General features: G+C 68.0%; 10 protein-coding genes. 2 read left to right on the plus strand and 8 right to left on the minus strand.

Going from position 1 to position 12,520, the window contains the following annotated elements:
* Positions 1-26: 26 nt before the first annotated feature.
* Genes lptC through NX778_RS11245 form a run of 3 tightly spaced genes read right to left on the minus strand, consistent with a single transcriptional unit; the run spans position 27 to position 2,170 of the window.
* A complete protein-coding gene (gene lptC, locus NX778_RS11235) occupies positions 27-629 on the minus strand; it encodes an LPS export ABC transporter periplasmic protein LptC (protein WP_258811833.1) in 603 nt (200 codons plus the stop codon).
* A 12-nt stretch (positions 630-641) separates the two neighbouring features.
* Positions 642-1,172, minus strand: a complete 531-nt coding sequence (locus NX778_RS11240; RefSeq protein WP_258811834.1) for a KdsC family phosphatase — start codon at positions 1,170-1,172, stop codon at positions 642-644.
* Positions 1,172-2,170, minus strand: a complete 999-nt coding sequence (locus NX778_RS11245) for a KpsF/GutQ family sugar-phosphate isomerase (RefSeq protein WP_258811835.1) — start codon at positions 2,168-2,170, stop codon at positions 1,172-1,174. Before NX778_RS11245 ends, NX778_RS11240 begins: the two co-directional genes overlap by 1 nt.
* 107 nt (positions 2,171-2,277) lie before the next feature.
* On the opposite strand from NX778_RS11245, the gene NX778_RS11250 reads away from it, so the two are divergent.
* Entirely contained in the window at positions 2,278-4,254 is a 1,977-nt protein-coding gene (locus NX778_RS11250; RefSeq protein ID WP_258811836.1) for a monovalent cation:proton antiporter family protein, read from the plus strand.
* 195 nt (positions 4,255-4,449) lie between these two features.
* Here NX778_RS11250 and NX778_RS11255 read toward each other — a convergent pair whose 3' ends face one another.
* The 5 genes from NX778_RS11255 to NX778_RS11275 form a co-directional block, all read right to left on the minus strand.
* Positions 4,450-5,553: a GGDEF domain-containing protein gene (locus tag NX778_RS11255; protein ID WP_258811837.1), complete on the minus strand. Its 1,104-nt coding sequence runs from the start codon at positions 5,551-5,553 to the stop codon at positions 4,450-4,452.
* 112 nt (positions 5,554-5,665) lie between these two features.
* On the minus strand, positions 5,666-8,143 hold the full coding sequence (locus tag NX778_RS11260; RefSeq protein WP_258811838.1) for a sensor domain-containing protein: 2,478 nt from the start codon (positions 8,141-8,143) through the stop codon (positions 5,666-5,668).
* A gap of 101 nt (positions 8,144-8,244) precedes the next feature.
* A complete protein-coding gene (locus NX778_RS11265) occupies positions 8,245-9,087 on the minus strand; it encodes an MOSC domain-containing protein (protein ID WP_258811839.1) in 843 nt (280 codons plus the stop codon).
* Between the two features lie 15 nt (positions 9,088-9,102).
* On the minus strand, positions 9,103-10,005 hold the full coding sequence (gene bla / locus NX778_RS11270) for a subclass B3 metallo-beta-lactamase (RefSeq protein ID WP_258811840.1): 903 nt from the start codon (positions 10,003-10,005) through the stop codon (positions 9,103-9,105).
* 167 nt (positions 10,006-10,172) lie between these two features.
* On the minus strand, positions 10,173-10,901 hold the full coding sequence (locus tag NX778_RS11275) for a GntR family transcriptional regulator (protein ID WP_258811841.1): 729 nt from the start codon (positions 10,899-10,901) through the stop codon (positions 10,173-10,175).
* 158 nt (positions 10,902-11,059) lie between these two features.
* Between NX778_RS11275 and NX778_RS11280 the strand changes: the two genes are divergently transcribed.
* Positions 11,060-12,415, plus strand: coding sequence for an enolase C-terminal domain-like protein (locus tag NX778_RS11280; RefSeq protein WP_258811842.1), 1,356 nt, complete (start codon positions 11,060-11,062; stop codon positions 12,413-12,415).
* The last annotated feature ends 105 nt before the right edge of the window (positions 12,416-12,520 follow it).

A 12,520-nucleotide genomic window follows, 5' to 3' on the forward strand; every position in this document is an offset into this window, starting at 1 on the left:
TTTTGCTCGTCCTCTGTGGGTGGCCGTCAGCGCTTGTCGCGCGGCGGGAACTCGATGTACGACTGGCTGGACAGGTGCACCTGCTGCGTCGCGTTGTTGGCGACCATGCCGGTGCCGCGAACCAGCATGCCGCCCAGCTTCATCTCGACCGGCAGGTCGGTCTTCATGATTTCCTCGTCCGGCAGCACGGTCATGCGCTGGGTCTTGAGCGACAGCGCCTTGGTGGTCGCATTGCCGGGCCGCTCGACGTCGACATTGCCGATCAACTCGACCTGGTCCTGCTCGTGCAGGATGCGGGCGCGGTCGGCGTGCATGGTCATGCGCGGATGCTCGGTGGTCATGCCCTGCACCACCGGCTTGTCGACATACGAGACGTCCTCGATCGGCCGGTGCGTCAGGCGGTCGCCCGACACCACGTACTTCGGCTGCCCCGCCTTGTCCATGCGCACAAAGCTGAAGTTGTCGACGATGTAGTCCGGCTCGTTGCTGCGCTCCAGCTGCACCTGCAGGCCCTGTTCGTTCACCAGCTGCAGCAGCCAGAAGCTGCCGGACGCCGCGAACAGGCCGCCCAGCATGATCGCCAGCAGGCGCCAGCGGTGCGCGGTTCGCTTGTAGACGTGAGTGGCCATTGGATCCGTCGATCAGCCGAAGTAAGGCGCGAGCGCCTTTTCGTAAGTGCCCTGCGCGCGCATCACCATATCGCACACCTCGCGCACCGCGCCGCGGCCGCCGGGCGCCTTGGTCACGTAGTGGGCGCGATGCTGCACGTCGGGGTGGCCGCTCGGCACGGTGACCGCGAAGCCGACCTTCATCAGGAGCGGCAGGTCGATGACATCGTCGCCGATGTAGCCGCACTGCTCGATCGTGGCGCCGGTCGCGTCCAGCAGCTTGGCGAAGGCCACGCGCTTGTCGTGGATGCCCTGGTAGACGTGGTTGATGCCCAGGTCGGCCGCGCGCCTGACCACGATCGGCGACTGGCGCGCGCTGATGATCGCGGTCTGCACGCCGGTCTTCTGCAGCAGCTGGATGCCCAGGCCGTCGAGCACGAAGAAGGTCTTGGTGATCTCGCCGTCGGCGCCGTAGGTCAGGCTGCCGTCGGTCAGCACGCCGTCGACGTCGAAGATCATCACCTTCACGCGCGAGGCGCGCTGCATGTGGTCGTAGGGCGTCATCAGATCACCTTGGCGCGGGTCAGGTCGTGGATGTGCAGCGCGCCGACCAGTTTATCGTCGGCGTCGGTCACCAGCATCTGGTTGATGCGGAATTCCTCCATGACGGCGACGGCGTCCACCGCCAGCTGGTCCGGATGCACGCGGCGCGGATTCGGATGCATCACGTCGCTGATGGTCAGCCTGGAGAAGTCCTGCACGCGCTCGATCAGGCGGCGCAGGTCGCCGTCGGTGAACACGCCGACCGGGCGGCGCTCCTCGTCGACCACGGCGGTCATGCCCATGCCCTTCTGGGTGATCTCCAGCAGCGCCTTCGCCAGCGGCACGCCAGGCGACACGGCGGGGATCGCGTCGCCGCTGCGCATCACGTCGCGCACATGGGTCAGCAGGCGGCGGCCGAGCGCCCCGCCCGGGTGCGAGCGCGCGAAGTCTTCCTCGCGGAAGCCGCGCGCATCCAGCAGCGCCACGGCCAGGGCGTCGCCCAGCGCCAGCGTCACGGTGGTGCTGGCGGTCGGCGCCAGGTTCAGCGGGCAGGCTTCCTTGGCCACCGAAATGTCGAGGTGAACGTCGGCCAGCTGGGCCAGGCGCGATTGCGGCTTGCCGGTCATGGCGATCAGCGGCGTGCCCATGCGCTTGACCACCGGCAGGATCTCCAGCAGCTCGGACGACTCGCCCGAGTACGAGATCGCGATGAAGGCGTCCTGCGCCGTCACCATGCCGAGGTCGCCGTGCGCGGCTTCGCCCGGATGCACGAACATGGCCGGGGTGCCGGTCGAGGCCAGCGTGGCCGCGATCTTGCGCGCGATGTGGCCGGACTTGCCCATGCCCGAAACCACCACGCGGCCGGTGCACGCGAACAGGATGGCGGCGGCGCGGGCGACGCTGTCGTCCGATTCCAGCCGGGTGTGCAGCGCGCGGATCGCGTCGGCCTCGATATCGAGGGTCTCGCGGGCCAGCTCCATCACGCGCCGTGCCTGCTTGTCATCGAAAACTTTCAGCATTGATTTTTCATGGGTTACACTCAATGCCGGAAGTATAGCCGAATTGGGAAAGCAAGAAACTTGCCAGACACAGAAACGTATCGACGATAAGGAACTAGCCACACTGCATGGAATCGGGACTTGAGCTGACACTATTACTTCTCGGGAGCGCCGTGCTGGGCGTGGTTGCGTTCCGCCTCCTGCACCTGCCGCCGATGCTGGGCTACCTGGCGGTCGGCGTATTGATCGGCCCGCACGCCCTCGGCCTGGCCGAGGACAGCCCGGCCACCCACTCGCTGGCCGAATTCGGCGTGGTATTCCTGATGTTCTCGATCGGCCTCGAATTCTCGCTGGCCCAGCTCAAGGCGATGCGGCGCATCGTGTTCGGGCTCGGGATGGCGCAGGTGGTGCTGACGGTGGCCGCCACCGTGGCCTTCGGGATGGTGGTCGCGCACGTCGCGCCGAAGCTGCACATCGGCTGGCAGGCCGCGTTCGCGCTGGGCGGCGCGCTGGCCATGTCCTCCACCGCGATCGTGGTCAAGCTGCTCACCGAGCGGCTGGAGCTGGAAAGCGCGCACGGGCGCCTGATCATCGGCATCCTGCTGTTCCAGGACCTGGCGGTGGTGCCGCTGCTGATCCTGATTCCCTCGCTGGCCAATCCCGAGGACCTGGCCGGCAACCTGGCCTGGGCCGGGGTCAAGGCCGCGGCGGTGCTGGTGCTGCTGCTGTTCCTCGGCCAGAAGCTGATGCGCAACTGGTTCAACGTGGTGGCCAAGCGGCGCTCGCAGGAACTGTTCATGCTCAACCTGCTGCTGGTGACGCTGGGCGCGGCCTGGATCACCGAGCGCGCCGGGCTGTCGCTGGCGCTGGGCGCGTTCGTGGCCGGCATGCTGATCTCCGAGACCCAGTACAAGCACCAGGTGGAAGAGGACATCAAGCCCTTCCGCGACGTGCTGCTGGGACTGTTCTTCATCACGGTCGGCATGCTGCTCAACGTGCCGCTGGTGATCGCCAACTGGTGGCTGGTGCTGCTCCTGCTGGTGCTGCCGGTGCTGCTGAAATTCGCGCTGATCGCGCTCCTGGCCAAGGTGTTCGGCTCGTCCGACGGCGTGGCGATGCGCACCGGCCTGGCGCTGGCGCAGGCCGGCGAATTCGGCTTCGTGCTGCTGACGCTGGCCTCGCAATCGAAACTGATCGATCCGTTCCTGATCCAGCTGGTGCTGGCCGCGATGGTGCTGTCGATGCTGGTGGCGCCGTTCGTGATCGCCAAGTCGGACCAGATCGTGATGAAGGTCGCGTCCAACGAATGGATGCAGCAGTCGCTGCAGCTGACCCAGCTGGCCAGCCGCACGATGGCGGCGCAGAAGCACGTGGTGATCGCCGGCTTCGGGCGCAGCGGCCAGAGCCTGGGCACGCTGCTGTCGGACGAGAAGCTGCCGTGGTACGCGCTGGACCTCGATCCGGAGCGGGTGCAGGAGGCGCAGTCGGCCGGCTCCAGCGTGTCGTATGGCGACGCCGGGCGGCGCGAGGCGCTGATCGCGGCCGGCATCAAGCGCGCCAGCGCGCTGGTGATCACGTTTGCCGACACGCGCGCGGCGCTGAAGGTGCTCGCGCTGGTGCACGAGCTGGCGCCGACGCTGCCGGTGATCGTGCGCAGCCACGACGACACCGACCTCGACATCCTCAAGCGGGCCGGCGCGACCGAGGTGGTGCCGGAGGCGCTCGAGAGCAGCCTGATGCTGGCATCGCACGCGCTGGTGGTGGTCGGCGTGCCGCTGCGGCGCGTGGTGCACCGGGTGCAGAGCGCGCGCGACGAGCGCTACGCCTCGCTGCGCGGCTACTTCCCGGGCGCGGGGGATGTGTCGGAGGATCCCGAGCACACCTTCGTGCGGCTGCATTCGGTGACCCTGCGCGAGGATGCGGCCGCCGTCGGCAAGGCGCTGGCGGAGTTTGCGCTGGGCGAGGTCGGGGCCGAGGTGACCATCATCCGGCGCGGGCGCGAGCGGGTGGAAGCGAAGCCGGAGACCGTGATGCAGGCGGGAGATGTGGTGGTGCTCAGGGGGTCGGCGGATGCGGTGGGCAAGGCGGAGGGAAGGCTGGCGTGAAATAATATTTCAAAATTTGCCACATTTTGAAATATTAAAACCGCCGTCGTTCCCGCGCAGGCGGGAACCCATGCTGAGCTAACAGGCTTGCGGCTATCGCTTCGACTGCTCACACGGCCTATGGGTCCCCGCCTGCGCGGGGACGACGGTTTGTAGCTTGGTGGTGGAGTCAAGCTGCGCGCGCAGCGCACACACTTAAGCCGTACACGTCACCACCCGGTTCCGCCCCGCCTGCTTCGCGCGGTACAGTGCGCTGTCGGCCAGCGCCAGCAGCTGCAGGGCGAGGTCCTCGACCGGGCGCTTGACGTCGACGTGCTCCAGCCCCGCCACCCCGATCGACACCGTGACATTCACCGGCGTCCCGTCGGCCAGCTCCACTGCCGTATGCGCCATCCGCGCCCGGATGCGCTCCGCCACCACCGCCGCGCTGCGCTGGTCGGCATCGACCAGCAGCACCACGAATTCCTCGCCGCCGAAGCGGGCCAGCGCGTCCGACAAGCGCAGCTCGGCCTTGATGCGCGCCGCGGCCTCGCGCAGCACCTCGTCGCCGCCCTGGTGCCCGACGCTGTCGTTGACCCGCTTGAAGTGGTCGAGATCGATGAACATCAGCGACAGCGCGCCGCCCGCGCGCCGCGCCCGCGAGATCTCCTCGGCCAGCCGGCGGTCGATGTAGCGCCGGTTGTAGGCGCCGGTCAGGGCGTCGGTCAGGCCGATGTACTTCAGCATCTCGTTGCTGATCACGTTCTCCAGGCAGATCGCGATGATCGAGGCCATGTGCTCGATGAAGTCGGTGCCCATGCCGGCCGTGAAGCGCTGCGGATCGCTGCTCCCGAGGTTCAGGCTGCCGATCAGGCGCCGGTTGCGCAGCAGCGGCACCAGCCCCACGCTGGCCGGCCGCTGCGGCTGGTCGGGGAAGGCGGCGCCGTGGCGCGCAGGGTCGAACGGTCCCAGCACGGGCCGCGGCGGTTCGCCCAGCGCCAGCCCGGCGCCGTCCTCGGTCCAGATCAAATTGGGGAAGCCGCCGAAATCCACGCCCAGCCGCTCCATCACCATGTAGATGTCGGCGCCGGGATCGACCAGGGTCAGGGTGACCACGTCGAGGCCGCAGATGGCGGGCAGCGCGCGGAAGATGGTGCCGACCAGCTGCGCGAAGCTGGACGCGGCCACGATCTCGAGGTCGAAAGCCTGGTGCCGGGACATGATTTCCTGGTTGCGCGAGGCCTGTTCGAGCAAGTCGGCCAGGCGCGCGCGCAAGGCTTCATTCTCGGCAATCAGCTCGCGCTTGGCAGCGCCTTCCATATCATGTTCCCGTTCTGCAATAGACGATACATTACGCCAACTTCGCCCGATTGGAAACAAAAAGACATTACTGTTGGTTAATGTTTAATTTTTTCTTGACCTTTTCGAAGCCTCAAGCGTGGCCGAACTGGCGCTCGAACTCGTCGATGGCGAGCGGCCGCCCGAACAGATAGCCCTGGAACCGGTCGCAGCCCTCGTCGGACAGGAAGCGCCGCTGCGCCTCCTCCTCGACGCCCTCGGCCACCACCTTCAGCCCCAGCTTGCGCGCCAGCGTGATGATCACCTCGACGATGGCGGCGGCGTCGGGATCGATGTGGATGTCGTGCACGAAGGAGCGGTCGATCTTGAGCGTCTCCAGCGGAAAGCGCTTCAGGTAGCTGAGCGAGGAATAGCCGGTGCCGAAATCGTCGATCGAAAACGTGACGCCGCCGCGCCGCAGGCGCTCCATCTTGGCGATCACCTCCTCCAGGTTCTCGGCCATCACGCTTTCGGTCAACTCGAGCGCCAGCAGGTGCGCGTCGGCGCCGGTGTCGCGCACGGCGCCCAGCACCTGCTCGGGAAAATCGGTGCAGCGCAGCTGTTGGGCGCTGACATTGACCGACAGCGGCACCTGCGCCAGGCGCGGATTGTGGCGCCATCCGGCCAGCCGCTTGCAGGTCTCGCGCAGCACCCATCGCCCGAGCGGCAGCACCAGCCCGGTGCCTTCGGCCAGCTCGATGAATTCGTTCGGGCTGACCAGCTCCCCGTCGGGTCGGCGCCAGCGCAGCAGGACTTCGCCGCCGGCGAGCGCGCCATCGGCGTCGAACTGGGGCTGGCAGTACAGCAGGAACTCGTCGCGCAGCAGGCCCTCGCGCAGGTCGTGTTCGAGCGCGTAGCGGCGGTCGATCGCGGCCTGCATTGCCGGGTCGAAGAAGCGCAGCGTGTTGCGCCCGGCGGCCTTGGCCTGGTACATCGCGAGGTCGGCGCGCCGCATCACCACATCGGCCGGGTGGGCGCCGTCGAACATCACCACGCCGATGCTGGGCGTGCTGCGGTACATCCGCGCCGGCAGCACGTAGGGCTCGTCGCACACGGCCAGGATCTTGCTGGCCACCTGCCCCGCCTCGGCTCCCGCCGCGTTGCGGTCCTTGCCCAGGCTGTCGAGCAGGATCACGAATTCGTCGCCGCCCAGGCGCGCGACCACGTCGGTGTCGCGCACCGCATGGCGCAGCCGCCACGCGACCTGGCGCAGCAGCATGTCGCCGATGTCGTGGCCCAGCGTATCGTTGAGCAGCTTGAAGTTGTCGAGGTCGATGAACAGCAGCGCGCCCCACTGGCCGCTGCGGCTGGCGCGGCTGATCTGGCGGTGCAGCTGGTCCATCAGCATGCGCCGGTTGGGCAGCTCGGTCAGGTAATCGAAATAGGCCAGCTGGTGGATGTTCTGTTCGGCGCGCTTGCGCTCGGTGAGGTCGGTGTTGGTGCCGCAGATGCGCACCGGCCGGCCCTGCTCGTCGCGCAGGATCAGGCCGCGCGCCAGCACCGGCACCCAATGCCCTTCCTTGTGGCGCAGCTGGAACTCGACCTCGTAGGAATGGGCGTCGCCGGACAGGGCCTGCTCGAACACTTCGCGTGCCCGCGCCGCGTCGTCCGGATGCGCGAGGCGCAGCCACAGCTCGGCATTGGTCGGCAGCTCGCCCGGTTCCAGCCCGACCATCTCCCACCAGCGCGGCGAATAATACAGCTCGCCAGTGCGCAGGTTCCAGTCCCACGGGGCGTCGGTCGAGCCCTGCAGCACCAGGCGCAGGCGCTCTTCCGACTTCTGCAACGACTGCTGGGCGCGCTTCAGTTCGGAAAAGTCGGTGAAGCAGACCACCGCTTCCGAGATCTCGCCGCCGTCGTCGCACACGAGGTAGGTATTGCACAGCACCCAGGCGGCCTCGCCGCGCTGGCTGCCGACCACGCCGACCACCAGGTTGGACAGGTTGCGCCGCTCCGACAGCGTGCGGCACACCGGGTAGCCGCTGCTGTCCATCGGGCTGCCGTCGTCGTTCAGGAAGCGCCAGCCGCCATGCGCGCCCTTGCCCAGCAGGGCTTCCGGACTGGAGCCGAGCAGCTCGGCCGCGCGCGCGTTGACGGCGATGATGCGCGAGTCGCGGCCATGGACAATCACGCCCGCCGGCAGGTGGTCGAGCAGGCGCTGCAGGCGCTGGGTGGTGGCGTCGAGCAGGGCCTCGACCTCGTCGCCTGGCGCGCGCGGGCGCAGCACGGCGAGGAAATGCTGAAGCACGCCGTGCTCGCTGACCGGGACCACAGCCAGCTCGGCCGGGAAGGCGCCGTCCGGGCCACGCCAGCGCACGCTGCCGGTGAACTCGCGGTGCGCGGCCAAGGCCTCGACCACGCTGCGGGCACAGGCGCTGTCGGCGGATTCGTGTAGGAAGGCAATGATGGGCTGGCCGCTGCCATCGCCCTTGTGCTCGGACAGGTCAAGGAAGGCCTGGTTGGCCGAGCGCAAGGCGAGGTCCGCGCCGATCACGGCCATGCCCAGCGACACCGGCGCGACGGCCGACAGCGCGCTGCCGAGCGCGATGTCGGGAACCACTTGCTGGCTCATGTTGCCTCCCCTGGTGCCGACCCCATTGCGGCACCTGTGAAGGCTCAACTTTGCCCCTGCCGCCGGCCCGTGTCAAACGCGGCCGTCGGCAAGCGAACGCGTCAGAAAGCGATGCTGGTATCGATGGGCTGGCCGCGGCGCAGCACGGCCGGGGCGCCGGCCACCACGATGCAGTTCATGCCGAAACACACCGCGCCATCCATGCGCGGGTTGGCGCGGTAGCTCAGCATGATGTCGAGCGGATCGGGGCCGGCACTGCCGGTGGCCTGGTCGATCGAGGGGATCGGGCAGCGCGCGCATGGCTTCACCGGTTTCAGCACGAGGCCATCGGCCGCCAGCGATGCGAGGAAGTCTTCTTCGTAGGCGTCGATGCCGTCGACCACGAGGTTGGGACGGAAGCGGTCCATCGGCAGCGGCGCACGGCCGGCCGCGGCCAGGCGCCGGTTGAGGTCGGCCAGCGAGGCGGCGCCGATCAGCAGCAGCGGGTAGCCGTCGGCGAAGCGGGTGTCGGCGGGCACGCCGCCGGTCCACTTGGTGCTGGTCGGGCGCACCACGTCGCGGCGGAAGCGCACCAGCCGGCAAGGGCTGTCCAGCACCGCGCTGAACCAGGCCGCGGCCTGGTCGCCGCAATCCGCCGCGGGCACCACGTCGTCCCAGATGCGCACCATGCGCGGCGCGCCGTCTTCGGCGTCCAGCGGCAGCGCGAGCGGCGCCATGCCCGGCCCCTGCACCACCAGCGCCCCGCCTTCCGGACGCGGCACGATGCGCGCCATGCGCGGATGCTCGCGCTGGGTGAGGAACTGGCCGTCCTCCGTCACCAGCATCCATTCGCGGTCATGGATGCCGTGCGCGGATAGGCCGGCGCTGGTCACGGTCGCCGCGTCGACCGGCATGCCGGCGCAGGACTTGATCGGATACAGGACGAGTTCGGTGAGGATGGCCATCTGTGCTGGCGCGCGTCAGCGGCGCTTGGCCTTGTCGGCGCGCTCGGTGGCGATGCGTTTGTCGAGATTGCGGCTGGATTCTTCCGCCAGCGCCTTGCAGCCGCCGGGTTCGACGAAGGTGTTGTGCGACGGCGTGCGCTTTGCGAGCTTGTCGAAGGTGTCGGTGAAACCCGGGTGGGTCGACACGATCACATCGCAGGGCAGCGCCCCCAGCTTAGCCACGCTGGCGCGGAACGAGGCGGTGATGTCGGGATGGGTGGCGTCGCCGGTGAAGTAAAAGCCGTCGCTGGACACCGGCGTCAGGCTGTCGGCGTAGACGATGTTGCGGCAGGCGCCCTGCTCGCACGACTGCCAGGTCCAGGCGGTGGAACCCGGCGTATGGCCCGGCGTCAGGTGCGCGGTGAGCTTGAGCGGGCCGACGCTGACGGTCTCGCCATCGGCCACGATCTTCACCTTGGCGATCTTCTCGACGTGGATGGCGGCGGCCGGATCGTACTGCGGGTCGCCCTCGATGTTGGCGCCGGCCGCCATCTCTTTCGCGCTCCAGGCGCTGGCCGCGACCTGCGCCCCGCTGGCGCGCTGCAGCGCCGGGATACCGCCGGAATGGTCCCAGTGCGAATGCGAGTTGAGGATCAGCTTGACGTCCTCGATGCGAAAGCCGAGCGCTTCGATGTTCTTGCGGATCTGCGGCGCCGATTGGGGCAAGCCGCCGTCGAGCAGGATGTGGCCCTGCGGCCCGGTCACCAGCAGCGCGGACAGGCCGTGCACGCCGACATACCAGGTATTGCCATAGACCTGGAACGGGGCCTGCGGCTTGTTCCAGTCATCGCATGCATCGCAATGCACCGCGCCCTCCTGCGCGTGCGCCGCGCCGGCCGCTGCCGCCATCCCCAGCAAGAATGCCGCCCATCGTTTCATCGCTGCTCCTGCTAATTGTCGAGAGGCTGACATCATAGGCGATGCCGGCCCGGCTTGCCGAGATCGTCGGGAATTTTTTGCGCGCCGGTTTCGACGTCCCACGCCTGGGCCGCGATGCGCCAGGCGCCCTCCTCGCGCGAGTTCCAATGTAACGCGGACGGCCCGCTTCAGGCGGTGGCGCGATCGGTGAAGTCGGACATCGGCAGCATGAAGTCCGGATAGCGCTCGCGCAGGTTGTCCAGCTCTGCCAGGGTACCGGACAGGTGGCGCCGCACCCAGGCCTGGGCGCCGGCCGCGTCGCCTTCGCTGATCGCGCGTGCGATGCCGGCGTGCTCCTCCAGCACCGACTTGGCTTTGCCATTGATCGGCACGTGCAGGCGGCGCAGCCGGTCGAGGTTGCCGCTGGCGCTGCGGATCATGTCCCATACGCCCAGCAGCTGCGCCGCGCCGTACATGGTTTTGTGGAATTCCTGGTCGAACAGGATGAAGCCGCCGAGGTCGCCCGCTGCGAGGCAGGCGCGCTGCTTGGTCAGCGCCGCCTGCAGGGCCTTGGCTACTGCCGGATCGGGCGACGTGGCCAGCCCGTGCACGATTTCCAGCTCGACGGACAGGCGCAGCACGTGCATCTGGCGCGCCGAATCGAGGTCGATGGCGCGCACCCGCGTCAGGTGCTGCGGGAAGATTTCGACCAGCCCTTCCTTCTCCAGCCGCGACAACGCGTCGCGCACCGGCATCGGCGACAGGTCGAGGCATTCGGCGACCTGGGTCCGCGACAGGGTGGCGCCGGGCTCCAGCGCCAGCGTCACGATCAGCTCGCGCAGGAATTCATAGACCTGCGAAGCCGCGCTGCGCGTGCGGTCAAGGCGGAACGAGGCGGACAGGCGCTCCAGACTCATGGGACAAGTGAAAAAGTGACAAGGCGGATTGTTGATTCTAGCATCCATGCCAGGCGCGGAGTTGTCGAACGTTTCCGTCACCATCTTGAGCGGATGTCGATGGCGCATTAGGCCAGGATCGTCTACACTCAACAAAAATACTAGGATCCCAGCGCAAAATGAACTCCTCCCCGATTATTGTTGACATGCAGGTGATCCCCGTTGCGGGCCACGACAGCATGCTGCTGAACCTGTGCGGGGCGCATGCGCCTTATTTCACCCGCATCCTGGTGCTGCTCAAGGACAGCGCCGGCAATACCGGCATGGGCGAGGTGCCCGGCTCGACCGGCATCCTGCGCGCGCTGGAGATGGCGGCGCCGCTCGTGACCGGTACCGGGATCGCGCGCTCCAACCACACGCTCAATGCGATGCGCGCCGCGGTCGCGGGCAAGGACAGCCACCAGGTGACCAATGCCGCCGAGGCGGCGGTGCTCAAGCAGCCGCACGAGATCAACCTGCGCCTGGAAAACGTGGTGACCGCGGTCGAAGCGGCGCTGCTCGACCTGCTCGGCCAGCACCTCGGGGTGCCGGTGTGCGAGCTGCTCGGCGCCGGCCAGCAGCGCAGCCATGTGCCGATGCTCGCCTACCTGTTCTACATCGGCGACCGCAAGCGTACCGACCTGCCCTACCTGGCGTCCGACGGCAAGGACGGCTGGTATCGGCTGCGCCACGAGGAAGCACTGACGCCCGAGGCGATTGCGGAGCTGGCGGCCGCAAGCGTCGAGCGCTACGGCTTCAAGGACTTCAAGCTCAAGGGCGGCGTGATGCGGCCGGAGGAGGAAATCGAGGCGGTGGCGGCGATCAAGGCGCGCTTTCCGGATGCACGCGCGACGCTCGATCCGAACGCCGCGTGGTCGCTGGCGCAGGCCATCGACGCCTGCCGCGGCAAGGGGCACATCCTGGCGTATGCCGAAGATCCGTGCGGGCCGGAGAACGGCTACTCGGGCCGCGAGATCATGGCCGAATTCAAGCGCGCCACCGGCATCCCGACCGCCACCAATATGGTCGCCACCGACTGGCGCCAGATGGGACACTCGCACCTGCTGAACGCGGTCGACATCCCGCTGGCGGACCCGCACTTCTGGACCATGCAGGGCGCGGTTCGCCTGGCCCAGCTGTGCCACGATTGGGGCCTGACCTGGGGCTCGCATTCGAACAACCACTTCGACGTATCGCTGGCGATGTTCACCCACGCCGCGGCGGCAGCGCCGGGCAACATCACGGCGATCGACACGCACTGGATCTGGCAGGAAGGCCAGGAACGCCTGACGCGCGAGCCACTACGGATTGTCGGCGGCCAGGTGGCGGTGCCGGACAGACCGGGCCTGGGCATCGAGCCCGACATGGACCGCATCGCCCAGGCGCACGAGCTGTACAAGCGCGTGGCCGGCGGTGCGCGTGACGACGCCATCGCGATGCGCTACCTGGTGCCGGGCTGGACCTACGATCCGAAGCGGCCGAGCTTGGGTCGATAAACCAGAACAACGTCGTCCGGCCGGCGCCGGGACGACGTTTGATTGGAGTGGATAAAAAAATCCCCGGCTGCTTTCGCAAGCCGGGGCTTCTTTTTTTTTTACTGG

It is taken from the genome of Massilia terrae, from assembly GCF_024753145.1.
Classification (GTDB): Bacteria; Pseudomonadota; Gammaproteobacteria; order Burkholderiales; family Burkholderiaceae_D; genus Telluria; species Telluria terrae.